The 18,386-nt window shown below is 75.7% G+C and carries 15 protein-coding genes and 2 pseudogenes; 8 read left to right on the top strand and 9 right to left on the bottom strand.

Features of this window, described 5'->3' with window-relative positions; genetic code table 11:
- Positions 1–23: 23 nt before the first annotated feature.
- Positions 24–404, top strand: a pseudogene (locus ACI79I_RS05335) (nuclear transport factor 2 family protein); the annotation flags it as partial.
- A 161-nt stretch (positions 405–565) separates the two neighbouring features.
- Here the strand turns inward: ACI79I_RS05335 and ACI79I_RS05330 are convergent.
- The 6 genes from ACI79I_RS05330 to ACI79I_RS05305 all read right to left on the bottom strand — a co-directional run bounded on the left by ACI79I_RS05330 (position 566) and on the right by ACI79I_RS05305 (position 5,430).
- The gene (locus tag ACI79I_RS05330; RefSeq protein ID WP_456991243.1) at positions 566–1,315 is read right to left on the bottom strand and encodes a DUF6542 domain-containing protein; all 750 of its coding nucleotides are present in this window, start codon (positions 1,313–1,315) and stop codon (positions 566–568) included.
- 229 nt (positions 1,316–1,544) lie between these two features.
- A complete protein-coding gene (locus ACI79I_RS05325) occupies positions 1,545–2,633 on the bottom strand; it encodes a DNA recombination protein RmuC (protein ID WP_456991242.1) in 1,089 nt (362 codons plus the stop codon).
- A gap of 58 nt (positions 2,634–2,691) precedes the next feature.
- The gene (locus ACI79I_RS05320) at positions 2,692–3,240 is read right to left on the bottom strand and encodes a methylated-DNA--[protein]-cysteine S-methyltransferase (protein ID WP_456991241.1); all 549 of its coding nucleotides are present in this window, start codon (positions 3,238–3,240) and stop codon (positions 2,692–2,694) included.
- Positions 3,237–4,727 carry an AlkA N-terminal domain-containing protein gene (locus ACI79I_RS05315; protein WP_456991240.1) on the bottom strand — a complete coding sequence of 497 codons (1,491 nt, stop codon included), beginning with the start codon at positions 4,725–4,727 and terminating at the stop codon, positions 3,237–3,239. Before ACI79I_RS05315 ends, ACI79I_RS05320 begins: the two co-directional genes overlap by 4 nt.
- A gap of 61 nt (positions 4,728–4,788) precedes the next feature.
- Positions 4,789–5,091, bottom strand: coding sequence for a helix-turn-helix domain-containing protein (locus tag ACI79I_RS05310; RefSeq protein ID WP_456991239.1), 303 nt, complete (start codon positions 5,089–5,091; stop codon positions 4,789–4,791).
- A gap of 108 nt (positions 5,092–5,199) precedes the next feature.
- On the bottom strand, positions 5,200–5,430 hold the full coding sequence (locus tag ACI79I_RS05305) for a hypothetical protein (protein ID WP_456991238.1): 231 nt from the start codon (positions 5,428–5,430) through the stop codon (positions 5,200–5,202).
- A 396-nt stretch (positions 5,431–5,826) separates the two neighbouring features.
- Between ACI79I_RS05305 and ACI79I_RS05300 the strand changes: the two are divergent.
- From ACI79I_RS05300 to ychF, 4 genes and pseudogenes are all read left to right on the top strand, one after another.
- Positions 5,827–6,033: pseudogene (locus tag ACI79I_RS05300) on the top strand (helix-turn-helix domain-containing protein); the annotation flags it as partial.
- Positions 6,034–6,125: 92 nt separating this feature from the next.
- Positions 6,126–6,476: a DUF6204 family protein gene (locus ACI79I_RS05295; RefSeq protein ID WP_456991237.1), complete on the top strand. Its 351-nt coding sequence runs from the start codon at positions 6,126–6,128 to the stop codon at positions 6,474–6,476.
- On the top strand, positions 6,473–6,967 hold the full coding sequence (locus ACI79I_RS05290) for a GNAT family N-acetyltransferase (RefSeq protein WP_456991236.1): 495 nt from the start codon (positions 6,473–6,475) through the stop codon (positions 6,965–6,967). Before ACI79I_RS05295 ends, ACI79I_RS05290 begins: the two co-directional genes overlap by 4 nt.
- A 27-nt stretch (positions 6,968–6,994) precedes the next feature.
- A complete protein-coding gene (ychF, locus tag ACI79I_RS05285) occupies positions 6,995–8,068 on the top strand; it encodes a redox-regulated ATPase YchF (protein ID WP_456991235.1) in 1,074 nt (357 codons plus the stop codon).
- A gap of 98 nt (positions 8,069–8,166) precedes the next feature.
- On the opposite strand, the gene ACI79I_RS05280 is transcribed toward ychF, so the two are convergent.
- Both ACI79I_RS05280 and ACI79I_RS05275 read right to left on the bottom strand, forming a co-directional pair.
- On the bottom strand, positions 8,167–8,493 hold the full coding sequence (locus ACI79I_RS05280; RefSeq protein WP_456991234.1) for a hypothetical protein: 327 nt from the start codon (positions 8,491–8,493) through the stop codon (positions 8,167–8,169).
- Between the two features lie 83 nt (positions 8,494–8,576).
- Positions 8,577–9,512 (bottom strand): patatin-like phospholipase family protein, encoded by a 936-nt coding sequence (locus ACI79I_RS05275; protein ID WP_456991233.1) that lies wholly within the window; start codon positions 9,510–9,512, stop codon positions 8,577–8,579.
- Between the two features lie 446 nt (positions 9,513–9,958).
- Between ACI79I_RS05275 and ACI79I_RS05270 the strand changes: the two genes are divergently transcribed.
- From ACI79I_RS05270 to ACI79I_RS05260, 3 genes are read left to right on the top strand one after another with little or no spacing between them, the layout of a single operon-like run.
- Complete coding sequence (locus ACI79I_RS05270; protein WP_456991232.1) at positions 9,959–11,539, top strand: hypothetical protein; 1,581 nt, start codon at positions 9,959–9,961, stop codon at positions 11,537–11,539.
- A gap of 40 nt (positions 11,540–11,579) precedes the next feature.
- Positions 11,580–15,629 (top strand): nSTAND1 domain-containing NTPase, encoded by a 4,050-nt coding sequence (locus tag ACI79I_RS05265; RefSeq protein ID WP_456991231.1) that lies wholly within the window; start codon positions 11,580–11,582, stop codon positions 15,627–15,629.
- A gap of 30 nt (positions 15,630–15,659) precedes the next feature.
- The gene (locus ACI79I_RS05260) at positions 15,660–16,583 is read left to right on the top strand and encodes a DUF4231 domain-containing protein (protein WP_456991230.1); all 924 of its coding nucleotides are present in this window, start codon (positions 15,660–15,662) and stop codon (positions 16,581–16,583) included.
- A gap of 222 nt (positions 16,584–16,805) precedes the next feature.
- Here the strand turns inward: ACI79I_RS05260 and ACI79I_RS05255 are convergent, their stop codons facing one another.
- Positions 16,806–18,305 (bottom strand): hypothetical protein, encoded by a 1,500-nt coding sequence (locus ACI79I_RS05255; protein ID WP_456991229.1) that lies wholly within the window; start codon positions 18,303–18,305, stop codon positions 16,806–16,808.
- Positions 18,306–18,386 lie beyond the last annotated feature (81 nt).

Raw genomic sequence — 18,386 nt, 5'->3', positions numbered from 1 at the left:
CGGCACGTCCGGAGGTGCGCGGCATGAGCAGCCCCACCGTCCAGTCCACCGAGACGACCGGGCCCGGCAACGCCGCCACGGTCGCCGACATCTACGCCGCGTTCGGGCGGGGTGACGTCCCCGCCGTCCTGGCCGCGCTCGCCGACGACGTCCGCTGGGAGGAGTGGGCCGACAACACCGCCCAGCGCGCCGGGGTCCTGCACATGACGCCGCGGCGGGGACCGGCGGAGGTGGCGGGCTTCGTCGAGCTGGTCGGCCGGTGGACGCTGCGGCGCTTCGAGGTGCTCGACATCATCGGCGACGGCCGCCAGGTCGTCGCGGAGATCAGCGGGTCGTTCGATCTCCCGAACGGAGCGCGCCTCGACGACGAGGAGCTGCACCTGTGGACCTTCGACGACACCGGCCGGGTGACCCGCTCCCGGCACTCCGCCGACACGGCCAAGCACATCGCCGCGAGCCGCGGCGAGGCGACGCCGGGGGGTGACGGCCCTCTGGAGGGCCCGCCGTGGCCCCGTCCCGAGGCTCACCCCGAGCCTGCGCGGGGTGAGGAGGGCGGGGTCCTCCTTCAGCGGCGGGCGGCCCAGCGGATCAGCGCGACGACCAGGCCGGCACCGGTCCCGACCGCCATCGCCGGGAAGCCGCGGATCAGCATCGTCGCCACGCCCGCGAGGCTGAACGCCCCGAACAGCGCGGTGGCGATCGCCGCGGCGGCGACGTAGACCAGCGGCGGGGCCACCACCACCGACAGCAGGTCGCGGCGGCGCACCAGGAGAGTGGCGACCGCGGTGATGGCGCCAAGGGCGACCAGGGTGATCAGCCCCAGGCCGGAGCCGAGCGCGGCCTCGAGGGAGGCGGCCACCAGGGTCACCAGGAAGACGGCCAGGACGGCCACGGCGCCGCGGAGGCGACCGTGCTCGGGTGCGGCGGCCTCCCGGCTCGCCGCGCGAGCCTCGGCCGGACGGGACGTGCGGCGGCGCGCGTCGAGGTCCTCGCGCTCGGCGGGACGACGGGTGCGCTCGGCCGGCCGGCGCTCCGAGCGACCCGGCTCGGACGGGCGGACGGCGGCGCTCCGGGCCATCGGGCGCTCCTCGTCGGACGGGCCGCGGCCGATCCGGGCGAGGTGCTCGGGCAGCGGCGGGATGTCGGTGGAGCGCATCGGCCGGGCGGCGCCGGCCCGCGGGGGCAGCGGCGGGACCGGCGGCCGGGGGACGCGGGCCACGTGCTCGTCGGCCCCGGGCCGGGTGGCCCGGGCAGGGGCGCGCCGCTCGGCGCGGACCCCGGACTCCCGCCAGGTGCCGGCCGTGCTCGCCGCCATGGCGCACCTCCCGTCCCTCGTCGATGGCCTCCGTCGTGGGGGCCGCTGTCTCGGGCAACGGTAACGACGGCGGAGGGCCGGACCGGGGAGGACGCCACGACAGGGCGCTGTGCAGAAGTGCCAATGTCGACCACCGTCTGTGAGGACACCCCGTTGCTCAGGCGACCTCTGTGACGAAACGGTACTGCGGCGACGGCTGGTGCGCTCCGAGTTGCGAGATGCTCAGTGGTCAGCCCGAGGTGCCGTCGCGGTCGCGCTCGACCTCGGCTGCGCACTCGCCGGGCAGTGGCAGCTCGGCCGGCCGGAGGGTCCGGACCGTTGCCTCCAGCGGCGGGGGGCTGGGCACCGGCGTCTCGGCCACGCCGAGGTCGTCGAACCGGCGGGCGGCCACCAGGACCGAGCTCTCGTAGGAGCCGACGGTCTCGTTGAACCGGGTCACCGTGGAGCTCAGCGCCGAGCCCAGCCGGGTGAGGTGGCCCGACAGCGTGCCGAGCCGGGCGTGCAGGCGGCGGCCGACCTCGAGCACCTGGTCGGCGTCCCGGGCCAGCCGCTCCTGCCGCCAGGAGTAGGCCACCGTGCGCAGCAGCGCCAGCAGCGTGCTGGGGGTGGCCAGGACGACGTCCCGGGCGAACCCGTACTCGAGCAGCCCCGGCTCGGCCTCCAGTGCGGTGGTGAGGAACCCGTCGGAGGGCACGAACAGCACGGTGAACGGTGCGGCCGGGCGGAAGGCGGTCGGGTACCGGCGGGCGGAGAGCGCGTCGACGTGGGCGCGCAGCTGGCGGGCGTGCGCGGCGATCCGCTCGGCGCGCACGGCGACGTCCTCGGCCTGGACGGCCTCGATGTAGCCGGTGAACGGCACCTTGGCGTCGACGACCACCTGCCGGCCGTCGGCGAGGGTCACCACCAGGTCGGGCCGCACCCCCGCGCCGGCGTCGTTGGTGGCGCTGGGCTGCTCGACGAAGTCGCAGTGCTCGAGCAGGCCGGCCACCTCCACGACCCGGCGCAGCTGCACCTCACCCCAGCGGCCGCGCACGTGCGGGGTGCGCAGGGCGGTCACCAGCGCCGCGGTCTCCTGGCGCAGCAGCGTCGAGACCTGCCCGACGGTGCCCATCTGCTCGCGCAGCTCCCCGTGCGCCGTGGCCCGCGCCCGCTCCATGCCGGCCAGCAGCCGGTGCAGGTGGTCCAGCGACTCGTGCACCGGGTCCAGCCCGTCGTCGGCGGGCCGCCGCCGGGACACGAGCGCGACGACACCGAGCGCGACCGCGGCCCCGAGCAGCGCGCCGACGAGGAGTCCGGTGAGCAGGGAGGCGGCGTCCACGGGGAACGAGGGTGCCGGACGGGTGCGACAGTTCCCGGGAGGCCGGGCTGACCGCGGGTCAGACCACCAGGGTCAGGTCGGGCCGGGTGACCGAGGCCGCCTCGTGGTCGAGCAGCCAGCGCTTCACCGGCGTCCCCCAGCGGAAGCCGCCCAGCCCGCCGTCGGACCCGAGGACCCGGTGGCAGGGCACGAACAGCGCGGCCGCGTTGCGCGCGCAGGCGTTGGCCGCGGCGCGCACCGCCGAGGGGCGCCCGCACCGCGCGGCGAACGCGGCGTAGGTGTCCGGCTCGCCCGCGGGCACGGTGCGCAGCACCTCCCACGCGTCCTCCAGGAACGGGCCGGAACGCTGCCGGACCGGCACGTCGTCGATCGCGCGCACGTCGCCGGCGACGAACGCGTCCACGGCGTCCAGGACGGGCAGCCGGTCGGCCCGCTCGACCCAGGTCGGGCGCAGCGAGCGGTGCACCAGCGGCAGCAGGTCGGCGACGTCGTCGGTCCAGCCGGCGGCGAGGACGACGTCGGGGCCGTGGGCGTCGGAGGTCACGACCACGGTGAACGGCCCGGTCGGGGTGTCGACCGCGGCGAACCGGGCGGGAGGGGGAGTCATGGGGCGCTCCGATCAGGGAGGGACGGCGGGCGGCGGAACAGGTCGGGGACGGCCAGTGCCCACAGGTGCATGACCGCGTACGAACGCCAGGGACGCCAGCGGGTGGCGGCGTCGGAGTCGGAGCTGCCCAGCTCCACCAGCGAGCGCCGCAACGCGAGGTCACCGGGCAACCACACGTCGGGGTCGGCGAGGCCGCGCAGCGCCACGAGGGCCGCGGTCCAGGGGCCGATGCCCGGGACGGCGCGCAGCGCGGCGACGGCCTCCTCGCGGTCGGCGCCGGCGTCGAGGGCCACGGCTCCGCGGTCGAGGGCGTCGGCCAGCGCGCCGACCGTCCGCCGCCGCGCCCCGGTCAGCCCGACCGCGGTGAGGTCGGCCCCCGCGAGCGCGGCCGGGCGGGGGAAGGCGTGGGTGAGGGTGCCGACCGGCTCGGGCAGCGGCGTGCCCGCCGCGGTCAGCAGCCGGGCGGTGAGCGCGCGCGCACCGGCCACGGAGACCTGCTGTCCCAGGACGGCGCGCACGGCGAGCTCGGCGGCGTCGGGGGAGGCGGGCACCCGGCGGCCTGGTGCGCCCGCTACGAGCCCGGCCAGGGCGGGGTCGGCGGAGAGCGCCTCGTCGACCGCGGCGGGGTCGGCGTCCAGGTCGAGCATCCGGCGGCACCGGGCGACGGCGACCCCGAGGTCGCGCAGCGCCGTCAGCCGCAGCCGGGCGGTGACCGCGGGGCCGCCGTCGGCCGCGGGGGTGAGCCGGACGACGGCCGGCCCGTGCGGGAGGTCGAGCACGCGGGCGAACGTCGTCCCGTCCCACTCCTCGAGGCCGGGCACGGCGTGCGCGCCGAGGAAGAGCAGGACCTCCGCGGCGTCGTACGGAGCGCGGGCGGCCAGCCGGAGGGTGAGCTCGCCGGGCGTCGCGCCGTTCCGGCCCGGTGCGCCGCGGCGCAGCTCGGTGGGGGTGACGGCGAAGACCTCGCGGACGGTGTCGTTGAACTGCCGGATGCTGGCGAAGCCCGCGGCGAAGGCGACGTCGGCCATCGGGAGGTCGGTGGTCTCGATGAGCAGCCGCGCGGTCTGGGCGCGCTGGGCGCGGGCCAGGGCCAGCGGTCCGACGCCGAGCTCGCCGACCAGCAGCCGGTGCAGCTGGCGCTCGGAGTACCCGAGCCGGGCGGCCAGCCCCGGGACGCCGGAGCGCTCCACCTCGCCGTCCCCGATGAGCCGCATGGCGCGGGCGACGACGTCGGCGCGGACGTCCCACTCCGGGGAGCCGGGAACCGCGTCGGGGCGGCAGCGGCGGCAGGCGCGGTAGCCCGCACCCTGGGCGGCGGCGGCGGTGGAGAAGAAGGTGACGTTGCGGGCCAGCGGCGTGCGGGCCGGGCACGAGGGCCGGCAGTAGATGCCGGTGGTCGCGACGGCGGTGAAGAACCAGCCGTCGAAGCGGGCGTCCCGGCTGGCGACCGCGCGGTAGCAGCGCTCGGGGTCCAGCGGCGGTGTCATGCAGCGAGCATGGCACCGCGGGGCGTCGAGGACTGGCGGGTTTCGGACGCCGCCATGACGGCTACCGGAGCCGGCCGTCGTCCCGCACGACGCGCAGGTGCGGGCCGGTGCGGACGTCGGCGCGGGGGTCCTCGACCGGCGGCAGCCCTGCCGCCCGGCGCACCCGGTTCTCCGGGACGTCGAGCGCGCGGGCCAGCGCCGCCGCGAGCCGCTCGCTGACCATCCCGGAGTGCCGGCCGTGGGCGATGCGGGCGATGGTCTGCGGGGCGATCGCCCAGCCGGCGCGGCGGGAGGCATCCTCGGCGGTCCCGCCCAGCTCCAGCAGGCGCCGCTGGACCAGCCCCTGGAGCGCGTTGTCGGCCACCCGCGCAGGCTAGGACGGCGATCCGCCGCCCGACAGCCGACCGCCGTCCGGGACCCGCAGATCCGGTGGCCCGCGCGCCGTGGCGCCGGCGGACGCGCCCGTGCCGGGTCAGGGGAGCGCGGCGTCCCGGCCCTCCGGGACCCGGAGGGGGTCGCCCGCGGCACGGCGGCGCCGGAGGCGGGTGACCCCGTCGAGGAGCAGGGCGGTCAGCAGCAGTCCGAGCCCGCCGACGAGGGTGGCCGGTCGCGTCTCCGGGAGGAGCGCGGCGAAGAACACCGCGGTCACCCCGCCGACCGCCAGCACCGCCGCCACCGGACCGACCCACGTGCCTGTCTCCACGGCGTCCTCCTGCCAGCGTCCGCCCGTCCCCCGACCGGCGACGCTGCGGACGGTACTTGTGCCTGTCGGCGAGCAGAAGTGGTTGCGACGTCAACAGCCCGCAGTGGGAGGACCGTCACCCCTGTCGCCGTCCCGTTCGGTCGTCCCGCCGTCCACCGACCGGTGGACGGCGGACGGCGGACCCTCATGGACCTGCGGGTGCCGCGCATGGACGGCGTCACCGCGACAGAGGAGGTGCCCGGGGCGTACCCCGCGTCCGGGTTCTGGTGCTGACCACCTACGACACCGACGCGGACATCGTGCGGCCGTCGGGGGCGGGGCGACCGGCTACCTCCTCGAGGACGCGCCGCTGCCCCGGTTGGCCGACGCCACGCGCGCGGCCGCCTGGGGGAGACGGTGCTCGCGCCGCCGGTGGCGGCCCGGCTGGTGTCGCACCTGCGCGCGCCCGCGGTGGACGCACCGACCGCGCGGGAGCTGGCCGGTGTGGCCCGGGGGCTCACCAACGCCGAGATCGGCCGGGAGCTGTCCGTCGGCGAGGCGACGGTGAAGAGCCACCTCCTGCGCGTGTGCGCCGAGCTCGGCGTCGACGACCGCACGCGCGCGGTGATGGTCGCCGTGGGGCGCGGGCTGCTGCCCCGGCCGGGGAACTGGAACCCGGTCGACCGTGGCGGGGGGCGGGGCTACGGTCGCCGCTCGTGTCCGCACCGTCCCGCACCTACCGGGTCCTCGTCCGCGGCGTCTTCGCCGACCTGGACGAGGCCCAGCGCGCCGACCTGCTCGCCCGCTCCGCCGGGCACGACCTCTTCTCGGCGCGCTTCACCGACGAGGGGACGCTGGCCTACGACCCCGCGCTCGGCCCGTTCAGCTTCCGGGTCGTGGTGCGGGTCGACGCCGGCCCGGGTGAGGAGGGCGACGCCCGGGCCGCGGGTGAGCTCGCGCTGATGGAGCGGCTGGACGCCGCCGGCCTGGGCTACCGCCGGGTGCGCTCCTCGGCCACCAGCGTCGACGACGTCCGCATCCGCCGCCGCTCTGCGCCGGGTCGGTGACCAGCGGTCCCGTCGTCCGGGCCGCTCGGCCTGGCGACGCCGCCGCGCTGGCCGCGGTGAGCCGGGCGGCCATCGAGGAGTCCGCGGCCGGGCACTACACGCCCGCCCAGCTGGCGGCGTGGTCGGCGCGGCGGTCGGAGGCCGCCCACACCCGCTTCATCGAGGTCACCACCGTGCTCGTGGCCGAGGTGGACGGGGCGGTGGCGGGGTTCGCGTCGGTGGCACTGGCCGCTGCGGACGGGCTGGTGCCCGGGGAGGTGGACCAGCTGTTCGTGGCGCCGTCCGCCGGCGGGCGCGGGGTGGCACGGGCGCTGCTGGACGAGGTGGAGGACCTCACCCGCGCGGCCGGGTTGGCCTCGCTCGTGACGCACGCGTCCTGGCGAGCGGCGCCGGTGTTCGAGCGGCTCGGGTACCGGCGGGTCGAGGTGGAGAGCGTGTCGGTGGACGGCGAGGAGCTGACCCGGGTGCGGATGGTCAAGCCGGTGCGGTGAGCGGGCACCCACGTACGCTGGACTCCCGTGAGTCTCACCATCGGCATCGTCGGGCTTCCCAACGTCGGCAAGTCGACGCTGTTCAACGCGTTGACCAAGAACGACGTCCTGGCCGCGAACTACCCGTTCGCCACCATCGAGCCCAACGTCGGTGTGGTCGGCGTGCCGGACCCCCGCCTGGGGAAGCTGGCGGAGGTCTTCTCCTCGCAGAAGGTCGTCCCGGCGACGGTCTCCTTCGTGGACATCGCCGGCATCGTCCGCGGCGCGAGCGAGGGGCAGGGGCTGGGCAACAAGTTCCTGGCCAACATCCGCGAGAGCGACGCGATCTGCCAGGTGATCCGGGTGTTCTCCGATCCGGACGTCGTCCACGTCGAGGGCAAGGTCTCACCCGCCGACGACATCGAGACGATCAACACCGAGCTCGTCCTCGCCGACATGCAGACGCTGGAGAAGGCGATCCCGCGGCTGGAGAAGGAGGCGAAGAAGGACAAGGAGCGCGCCGCGCTGCTGACCGCCGCCCTCGCCGCGCAGGAGGTGTTGAACGAGGGCAGGACCCTGTTCGCCGCCGGCGTCGACCCCGAGCCGCTGCGCGAGCTGACGCTGCTGACCACCAAGCCGTTCCTCTACGTGTTCAACGTGGACGAGGAGGAGCTGGCCAACGAGGCGCTGGTGGCAGAACTCCGGGCCCTGGTCGCGCCGGCCGAGGCGATCCTCATGGACGCCAAGATCGAGGCCGAGCTCGCCGAGCTGCCCGAGGAGGAGGCCGCGGAGCTGCTCGCCGGGATCGGCCAGGACGAGCCGGGCCTGCACCAGCTCGCCCGCGTCGGCTTCGCCACCCTCGGCCTGCAGACCTACCTCACGGCCGGCCCGAAGGAGGCCCGCGCCTGGACCATCCCGGTCGGCGCGACCGCGCCCCAGGCCGCCGGTGTCATCCACACCGACTTCCAGCGCGGCTTCATCAAGGCCGAGATCGTCTCCTACGACCAGCTCATCGAGGCCGGCTCCATGCAGGATGCCCGGGCCCGCGGCTGGGTGCGCATGGAGGGCAAGGACTACGTCATGCAGGACGGCGACGTCGTGGAGTTCCGCTTCAACGTCTGACCGAGCACCCGCTGGCCGACGTCGCAGCCAGGGGCGGGGAGTGCCGGACGCCGTGCTGTGCCACACCCTCCAGACCGGCGGCCGAGTGTGCGGCGGCGCTAGTCGCCGGGCGCCCGGTAGCCCCAGATCCAGACGTCGATGGTGCTGGGGCCGGACTGGACGGGCGATGCCCTGATGCCGAGGCCGGTGCCGGGGACGTCGTAGGTGCGCTGGACCGACTCGCCGGGGTCGAGGAGGAACCGGTCCAGGTCGCCCGGGGCGCCGCCGCCCTCGTGCAGGACGAGCCGGATCTCCACGGTGGCGTCGGAGTCGAAGCGGCAGTCCGCCAGGACGCGGATGCGCGCGTAGCGGTCGGTCGACACGGCCCCGAGGTCGGTCGGCGCCGTGACGGTCTGGATGCTGGAGAAGGCGACCTCGGTGGGCATCGGTACCTCCGGATGATGACGCTGGGATCGGTCGTCGGGTCAGCCGCTGGACGCGGACCCGTCCGACCGGGCTCGGGAGCCGTTCAGCCGGGCAAGGCGTCGAGGAACCGCGTCGCCTCCCGCCGTCCCTCGTCGATCAGGCGGTCGATGAGGGCGGGGCTCCGGTCGACCTTGCTGGCCACGTCGAGGTCGAGGCCCAGGCCGATCTCGCGGACCTCGATGCGCCGGAACGGGTCGCCGAGGCGTTCCGCCCACTCGTTGACCTTCCCGATGAAGTGCAGCTCCTGCTGCAGGGAGAGGTTGCCGGCCAGTTCGTTGCGCCGGTCGGCGATGTCGGCGATGGTCTTCGGTTCCTGAGCGCGGACCAGTGGGTTGATCCGGATCACCCAGATCTCGTCCGGGCCGGCGTCGGGCAGCTGGTGCACCGGCGGGTTCTGGCTGAACAGGCCGTCCCAGAAGTAGCTGTCTCCCACGTGCACGGCCCGGTACAGCGGAGGCACGGCGGCCGAGGCCAGGACCGCCTCCAGGCCGATCTCCCGGCACCGGCTGGAGAACGCCCGGTGCTCGCCGGTGGCGACGTCGACGGCTCCGACCAGGAGCAGCGGCTGGTCCTCGTCGGGTGCTGCCTGCAGGTCGGCGACGCGGCCGAAGTCGACGTGGCGGGTCAGCAGATCGGTCAGGGCGGCCCGGGCGACCTCCGGGTACGCATAGGGGCTGACCACCGGCAGAGCCACCCGGCCCTCCAGCCGGGTCAGCCCCACCAGCCACGCGTTGGCGACCCGGTCCCTCAACGACGTCGCCGAGTTGGCCCGCCAGAAGCCCTCCAACAACCGCCCCGCCTCGGCCGCACCGCCGGTCAGCAGGCCGTACCAGGCCAGCAGGGCGCAGAGAGCCCCACCGGAGGTGCCGGACAGGGCCACGACCGTCTGCGTGCCGGCGCCCAGCAGACGCTCCAGCACGCCGGCGGTGAACGCCGTGTGGCTGCCGCCGCCCTGACACGCGATCGCGACCTTCGCCACCGCTGACGCCTCCGTCCATCCCGGGCCGCCGTGCGATCGAGGACGCCGGGCCTCGTCCCGACGTCGTCCTGCTCCCGCTCCTGTCCGGTCCGGTCGCGGGAGGACAGCAGGCAACCGGGAGAGCACGGAGTCTGGCCGGCTCGCATCACCGCCGCGTCACGGGGACGTCGTCGCAGCAGCGGTCCTGCCGCGCTCTGCAGCAGCGATCCGCAGTGCCTCCGTGCACCGGCGTGTCGCGAGGAGTCGGTCCGTAGACGTATCACCGGCGACGGAGAACCCTCCTCTCCCTGAGGCATGACTCAGTACCTGGGGGAACAGCGATGCTGAGGTCTGAGCGCAGCAGTTGCGTGTGCGCCCTGATGGGGATCTCGCTGATGGTGGCGGGGTGCGGGTCCGGTCCCGACCCCGGCGCGGCAGACCGTGAGGCCGGGCGGCCGCAGGCAGACGTGGGATCGCCGCCGGGTGCGGGCGGGGTCCCCCTGGACGACGGCTTCTTCGAGGCGGTGTCCGGTGCGGAGACCGTGGAGGCCGCCGTCACCGTCCTCCACGAGCAGTGCGCGAGCGACCTCTCGGTCACCGACGTGGAGGGGTGCCGGGCGACCGTCCTGGAGGCGGTGCGGTCGGCACCGATCCGGCTGGTCGACCACGAGGCCGAGGGGTGCCGGGCCGGATGGGAGGCCGGGCACCTCGTCCTCGCCGGCGAGGACTGTGTCGGCAACTTCCAGCTGGTCGACGCGGACGGCGAGCCCATCGACCCCGCCGCCCTCCCGCCCGACGGACGACTGCCCGAGGGCGCCGGGATGCCTCCGGAGGCGGTGCAGCCACCCCCGGGGTCGGGCGGTGGCACGACGGACGAGGAGAGGCCGGGGCAGCCGGGCCGACCGGGTGGGGGCACTCCGGACGAGCAGCGACCGACCGAGCAGTTCCCTCCGGCGAACTCGGTCAACAACCCGGACTTCAACAAGTTCGAGGGGACGGGGAACCTGGAGGCGGCTCTGCGAGGGCTGTACATGGACTGTGATGACCCGAACCGTCCCGATCCTGGTGATCCGGAGGAGGTCAGGCCTGTAGAGGACCCCGAGGAGTGCAAGAGGATCGCCCGCGAGTTCCTCGCGGCCGGCTTGCAGAGGGCCGTCTACAGCACCGAGGCGCCCACGGGCGAGGGGGGCTGTGAGGCCGACTGGGACGACGCGACCGTCCCACCGCGAGTCGTGTTCAGAGGGAGCGGCTGCGGGAGTGCCTTCCTCCTGAGGAACGCGAACGGTGACCTGCTCACCGATGAGGAGATCCGGGCGGCAACCGGGAGCGGGGACCCCGAGGAGACGGTGGTGCCGCTACCCCGGGGCACCGGAGTGGTGCGGGACGGGTTCGAAGCCGTCGCGGAGTGTGCGAGCAAGCAGGAGGACTCCGAGGACGTCGCCGCGTGCCGGGAGGAACTCGACGAGAAGCTCCCGCCGAGGACGGAGAACCAACCTCCGCCGTACACAGCCCCCCAGTCGGTGTCCGAGGACGAGCAGCAGTCGGCGAACCAGCAGCAGTCGGAGAACCAGCAGCAGTCGGGGAACCAGCAGCAGGAGTCGGGACAGCAGCAGGAGTCGGGCAACCAGCAGCAGCGATCCGGCGAGCAGGAGCAGTCCGGCGACCAGCAGGAGTCGGGACAGCAGCAGGGATCCGGCGAGCAGCAGGAGTCGGGACAGCAGCAGCAGTCCGGCGAGCAGCAGGAGCAGTCGGGGGACCAGCAGCAGCAGTCCGGCGAGCAGCAGGAGCAGTCGGGGGACCAGCAGCAGCAGTCCGGCGAACAGCAGGAGTCGGGACAGCAGCAGGGATCCGGCCAGCAGCAGGGATCCGGCCAGCAGCAGGGGTCCGGCCAGCAGCAGGAGTCCGAGGAGCAGGAGTCCGAGGAGCAGGAGTCCGAGGAGCAGGAGTCCGAGGAGCAGGAGTCCGAGGAGCAGGAGTCCGAGGAGCAGGAGACCGAGGAGCAGGAGACCGAGGAGCAGGAGACCGAGGAGGAGCAGGTCAGTCCGTAGGCCGGCCGTCGTGACGACCCTGATCATGTGAGGGGGAGCGGTGGGCAGGGTCTTCCTCAGCCACGCCAGCGAGGACGCCGAGCTGGCCGGCACCGTGCACGGGTGGCTGTGCGCCGACGGACACGACGTCTTCCTCGACCAGGACCTGCGGGACGGCATCGTCGCCGGTGACGAGTGGGAGCAGCGGCTGCTCGAGCGCCTCCGCTGGGCCGACGCGGTCGTCTGCCTCGTCACGTCGGCCTACACCCGGTCGGTGTGGTGCACGGCGGAGGTGACCTTCGCCCGGTCACGGGGCAGCCGCCTGGTGCCGGTCCGCGCGGAGGCCGGCGCGCGGCACCCGCTGCTGACCGCCGTCCAGCACGTCGACGTCACGAAGGGCGAGGAACGAGCACGGGCCGGTCTGGCCGAGGCACTCGTACGGATCGACTCCGCCGGCGGTCGCGGCTGGCCGGACGACCGCTCGCCCTTCCCGGGCCTGCGCCCCTTCGACGTCGACCAGCACCGGGTGTTCTTCGGCCGCGAGCACGACGTCGAGCAGCTGGCCGCACTGCTCAGGTCACCGGCCGAGCGCGCCGACGGGACCGCTCTGCTGGTGGTGGGGCCCTCGGGGTGTGGCAAGTCCTCGCTGGTCCGTGCCGGCCTGCTGCCGGTGGTGGCCGAGGAGCCCGAGTGGTGGACCCTGTCGCCGTTCCTCCCCGGCACCGACCCGGTCGGCGCCCTGACGCGGGAGCTGGCGGCCGCGGCCCGGCTCCTGGACCGGGACTGGTCGCTGGCCGACGTCCGTTGCCGGCTCGACCACAGGGGGCTGACCGAGCTGGCCGACGAGCTGCTGCTCGCCGTCCCCGGGCACCGCCGACGTCGGCTGCTGGTCGTGGCCGACCAGTTCGAGGAGGTGCTGACCCAGGCGGCTCCGGGCGACCGGGCTCGCTTCGCCGCTCTCCTGCGGCCGGCGTTGACCGGGCCGGTCCAGCTGGTCGCCACCCTGCGGCCGGAGTTCCTCGAGCCACTGCTCACCGACCCCGACCTCAACGCGCTGCCCAAGCGCATCCACCCGGTGCAGCCCCTGCGCCGGGAGTCGCTGCGCGCGGTCGTCGAGGAGCCCGCCCGGCTGGCGGGCATCGAGGTGGACGACGACCTCGTCACCCGGCTGGTGGCCGACACCGACAGCGGTGAGGCGCTGCCCCTGCTGGCGTACACCCTGGCCCAGCTGGCCGAGGGGATCGGCCGGGGCGGCCGGTTGCTCACGAGCCGCTACGAGCAGCTCGGCGGGGTCCAGGGGGCCCTCACCCGCCAGGCCGAGGCCGCCCTCGCCGACGCGATCGCCGCGACCGGCCGCAGCCCCGACCAGGTGGTCAAGGAGCTGCTCCGGCTGGTCACCGTGGACGAGCAGGGCCGCCCCACCCGGTGGCGCGTGTCCCGCGACGAGCTGCCCGAGCAGGTGGCCATCGAGCTGGACGCGTTCGTCGCCCGCCGGCTGCTGACCACCGACCGCGAGGACGACCGCGTGGTCGTCGGGGTCGCCCACGAGGCCTTCCTCACCGCCTGGCGGCCGCTGCGGGAGGCCATCGAGGCCGCGTCCACCGCGCTGCGGGCCCGTCGTGCCGTCGAGCAGGCCGCGGCCGAGTGGGTGGCTGCCGACGAGCCGCTGTCCCGGCTGTGGGAACGCGGCCAGCTGGCCGCCGCGCTGGCCGACACCGGGGCGCGCCTGCAACGAGGACGTGCGCAGGGGACGCTGGTCACCGACCGGGTCGAGCTCAGCGCGCGGGCCCGCGAGTTCCTCCGGTCCAGCATCCGGCGTGACCGGCGACGGCGGCGCCGCAGCACGGTCGTGCTCTCGGTGCTGCTGGTCCTCGCGCTCGCCGGGGCGGGCCTGGCGACGCTCGCGCAGAACGCCGCGCAGCGCAGCGAGCGGGCGGCGGTGGCCCGCCAGCTCGTCGCGCAGGCGGACGAGGCGCGGGCGACCGACCCGCGCACGGCTCTGCTGCTCGGCATCGCGGCCGAGCACCTCAGTCCCGACGCGGAGACCCGGTCCAGCCTGGTCGAGACCCTCACGCACACCCGGTACGCGCGCACCCTGCCCCACGACGACGACGTGGTGGACCTGGCGCTCACCGGGGACGGGGCCACCCTCGCCACGGCCGGCATGGACGGCCGCGTCGTGCTGTGGGACGTCGCCGACCCGGCCCACCCGGCCCGGGTCGGGCCGCTCTTGACCGGCCACCGGGAGTTCGTCTACTCGGTCGAGTTCTCCCCGGACGGGCGCACCCTGGCCTCGGCCAGCGGGGACGGGACGGTGGTCCTGTGGGACGTCAGTGACCCGGCCGGGCCCGAGGCGATCGGCGACCCGCTGACCGGCCACACCGGCCAGGTGCACGCGGCGGTGTTCAGCCCGGACGGGCGCACGCTGGCCACCGCGAGCGCCGACGGCACGGTCCTGCTGTGGGACGTCGCCGACCCCGCCCGACCCCGTCGGCTCGGGGCACCGGTGCCCGCCGGTGGTGACCGCGTGACCACGGTGGCCTTCTCCCCGGACGGGCGCGTGCTGGCCTCCGCCGGTTTCGACCGCGTCGTCCGGCTGTGGAACGTCGCCGACCCGGCCGCCCCACGGCAGATCGGCGAGCCGCTGACCGGTCACCGCAACGCGGTGTGGGCGGTGGCGTTCGCCCCGGGGAGCCCCGTCCTCGCCACCGCGAGCGCCGACGGCACCGCCCTGCTGTGGGACGTCGCCAACCCCCAACGGCCCCGCCGGCTGGGACAGCCCCTGGCCGGCCACGTGAGCCAGGTGTTCTCGGTGGCGTTCGCCCCTGACGGCCGCACCCTGGCCACCGCGAGTGCTGACCGGACCGTCCGCCTCTGGGACCTCGCCGACCCGGCCGACCCGCAGCCGCTCGGCGATCCCCTCACCGGGCACACCGACCGAGCGAACGCGGTGGCCTTCGCTCCGGACGGGAGGACGCTGGTCAGCGGGAGCACCGACCGGACGGTGGTGCTGTGGGACCTCGCCGACCCGGCTCGGCCACGGCCGATCGGCGCGCCCCTGACCGGGCACCCCGACGACGTGTACTCGGTGTCCTCCGCCCGGGACGGGCAGCTGCTGGCCAGTGGCGGGGCCGAGGGATCGGTCCTGCTGTGGGCCGCAGGGGACGGCGGCCGGCGGGAGGTCGGCCGGATCCCCGCGGACCCGGGCGGTGGGGTGCGCCCGGTCACGCTGACCCCGGACGGGCGCGTGCTGGCCACGGCCGGCTCGGACGGGGCGGTGTCGCTGTGGGACCTCACCGACCCGGCCCGGCCGACCCCGTCCGCGGAGCCGCTGGCCGGCCACGAGGGACAGGTGTACGCGCTGGCGTTCAGCTCCGACGGACAGGTCCTCGCCAGTGCGGGTGCCGACGGATCGGTCCGCCTGTGGGACGTCGCCGACCCCGACCGTGCGCGAGCGCTCGGCGGGCCGCTCACCGACCACACCGGGCAGGTGTTCTCGGTGGCGTTCGCGCCGAGCGGACGGGTGCTGGCCAGCGGCGGCTCGGACAACGCGGTCGTCCTCTGGGACCTCGCGGACCCGGCCGAGCCGCGCCGACGGGGCCCCGCCCTGGAGGACCACACCAGCTCCGTCACGTCCCTGGCCTTCGCCCCGGACGGGCACACCCTGGCCGCGGGCGGTGCCGACCACACGGTCCTGCTGTGGGACGTCGCCGACCCCGACGACCCCCGCCGGTGGTGGCCCGTGCTGACGGGACACACCGGCCCGGTGTCCTCGGTGGCGTTCGGCCAGGACGTCAGGACCCTGGCCAGTGGCGGTGCGGACGGCGCGGTCGCCCTGTGGGACCTCACCGACCGGGACCGGCCCCGCCTGCTCGGTCGCCCGCTGGACGAGCAGGGCGGGCCGGTGAACTCCGTCGGGTTCGCCGGTGAGCTGACGCTGGTCAGCGGCGGCGGGGACCGGGCAGTTCGGCTGTGGGACCTCGGCCCGCTCCGTCAGGTCCGGGAGCAGCCTACCGAGCGGGCCTGCGCCATCACCGGTCGCGGACTCGACCGCGCCGAGTGGGACCGCTACGTCGCGGGACTGGCGTACCGCGACACGTGTGCAGCCTGATCATCGCCCCCTCGTCGCGGGAGGTTCGCAGTGACGACCCGGACTCCGACCGACGCCCTCATCGATGCCTGGCGCGAACAGCGGAGCTGGTCCCGCACCGCCAGCCGGCTCAAGAAGCGGCTCGTCCGGTGGCGCACCACGGCTCTCGCGCTGGCCATCGCCGGGGCCGTGCTGGCCACGCTCGCCACCCAGGTCGGGCTCGGCAGCAGCGTCGGCCGGGGACTCAGCGTCGCCGCCGCCGTGGTGCTCGCCGTGGTGCCGGTCATCCGCACCGCGCAGCTGGGACGCGACCGGGTCGAGGCCTGGACCCGGGCCCGGTCGGTCGCGGAGGGGCTCAAGGAGGAGGTCTACCTCTACCTCACCGGGACCCCGCCGTACGACGGCGCCGGCCGGGAGGCCGAGCTCGCGAAGCGGACCTTCGCCATCACCGACGACGCCGAGGACCTCGCCGGCCACACCCTCGGCCGGCCGAGCGAGGACGAGCCGCTGCCGCCCGTCGAGGACGTGCAGTCCTACCTCAGTGCCCGCGTGCAACCGCAGATCGACCGGTACTACACGCCCGGAGCGGCCCGGCAGCAGCGGCGGCTGGCGACGTTCCGCGCGATCGAGTTCGGGCTGGCGCTGCTGGGCGCGTTGCTCGGCGCCGTCGCCGCCGCCACGCGGCTCGACGCCGTCGGCGCCTGGGTCGCGGTGGTCACGACGGTGGGGGCGGCGATCACCGCGCACGTCGCTGCGGCCCGCTACGAGCACCTCGTCATCGCCTACCTGTCCACCGCCCGGCAGCTGAGAGCCCGGGTGGCGCAGTGGCGCGACGGCACGGACCACAGCCCCGGAGCGGCCGCCCGGCTGGTGCGCGACTGCGAGGACGTCATCTCGCGCGAGAACGAGAGCTGGATGGCCGCGTGGAGCCGCGACGACGGCGGGAGGGCCGAGTCCGCACCCGCCGGGCGCTGACCGGCCGCGGCCGCGACGGGGCACCTGCGGCGGCTCGTGAGCCGCCGGCCGGGGACCCGCGGCGATGTGCGCCTCGGGCGCGGGCGACGGGTCCGACGACGCCGTGAGCGCACATCACCGATGCCCGCCGAGGCCGGCTGCCGCCGTCCTCGGAGGGTGTGCCCATCCGACGCGCGGCGCCGGTGGGCACACCCTCCGAGGACTCAGCAGGCTACGGCCCGGTCACGGCGCGGTGGGGCCCTCGTTCGACTTGGCCGGGGGGATCAGCGGGTCCGGCACGGGAGCGTCCGTCCCCCGAGGGCCGCCCGTGCCCGACGCCGGCGCGGGGGGCGGCACGACGACGTCGACCCCCTCGACGGTGACCCCCTCGGCATCGGCCGTGTCGGTGCCGGCGTGGTGGCGGCCGGACGCACGACCGGTCAGCTTGTCGATGCTGCCCTGCAACGGAGCCGGGGCGGCGGTCCTGGCCTTGTCGAGGGCCTGCTGGACCTCGGGTCGTTCCATCACCCCGGCCGCGGCCTGCCTGATCTGCTCGTACCGGTCCTGTCCGGCGCGCGCGCCGAGCACGTACCCGACACCGAAGCCGAGTGCCAACGACAACCTGCCCATGCCTCTTCTCCAGCCCTTCTCGAGTCGTTCCCCTGTCTCGGCGAGCACCTTCGGCGCCGCCTCGGCCGCCGCGCCCACCGTGAGCAGCGCGTGCAGACCCGTCCGTCCGGCGTTGCCGGCGCCCGCGGCCACCCTGGGGAGGGCTGCCACGACCGCCTCGGTGGCCGCACCGGTGGCCTGCAGGGCCGAGTCCGTCCCGGCGCGGGCGGCACGCCAGGCCGCCTCCCCGGTCGTGGCCAGCCACGGCGCGAGGCGCGCGGTGACCGCGTCGGTGTGGGTCCGGGCCGCCGTCGAGGCCTCGCGTCCCCACCGCGCGGCGTCGACGGCCGCACGGCCGACCGACCGGGCACCTGCCGACGCGCCCTCCCACGCCAGGCGACCCGAGGCCTCCAGGACCGGTCCGGCCGCCGCGGCGAGCTGAGCGGCTCGAGCGCGGGCGGCCGCACCGGCGGCGGCTGTGCCGACGGCGGCGCGGCGCGGCGCCGGCCTGCGCCGGGCGGGTGCGCGTCGCCGGAGGGTCGCCGACCCGAGAGCCGGCCGGCCGCGCCGGCGCACCGCCGCGACGACGGCCGCGGCCAGGCCCACGAGCACGAGCACGGCGGCCGCCACCGAGCGACCGCGTCCCGCGGAGTCGCTCCCGGCGAGCCGGCCGCCGTCCGCTCCCGGTGCGGCTCCGGTCGTCGCGCCCTGCGTCGGCCCTGCCTCGGTCTGCATCGGCTCGCCCTGCGTCGGCTCGCCCTGCGTCGAGTCGGCTCCGGCGGGCTCGGCCTCGGTCGGCAGGAGGCTCTCCGAGCCGGCCCGCGAGTACTCGATCCCGTAGTGCCGGTAGAGCTCCGCCTCCTGCTCCTGGGACAGCTCCCGCGAGGGACCGAACCGTGGCGCGGCGTCGACGTCGGCCCGGATGACCGCGACCTGCACCCGGTTCCCGCTCCCGGTGGCGTCGAGGAGCGGGACCACCACGGTGACCTCGTCGCGTTCGGCGTACAGCCACTCCGGCAGCCCGGTCGCCTCGTCGGCCAGCAGGGCGGCGCACACGCCGATCTCCTCGCCGTCCCGGTCGACCACCGTTGCGCCGACCCAGTCCCTCGCTGCGTCCCGATCCGGCAGTGTCATGGCTTCTTCCTGTCGTGAGCGGCGGGCGACGGAGCCGCCACGCGGGCGGCCGTCGCCCCGAGCTACCCACCGGTGGGCGCG

Source organism: Geodermatophilus sp. SYSU D01105, from assembly GCF_054050095.1.
The sequence above is the reverse complement of the archived record's forward strand: the minus strand, read 5'-3'. Positions and strand labels throughout refer to the sequence as shown.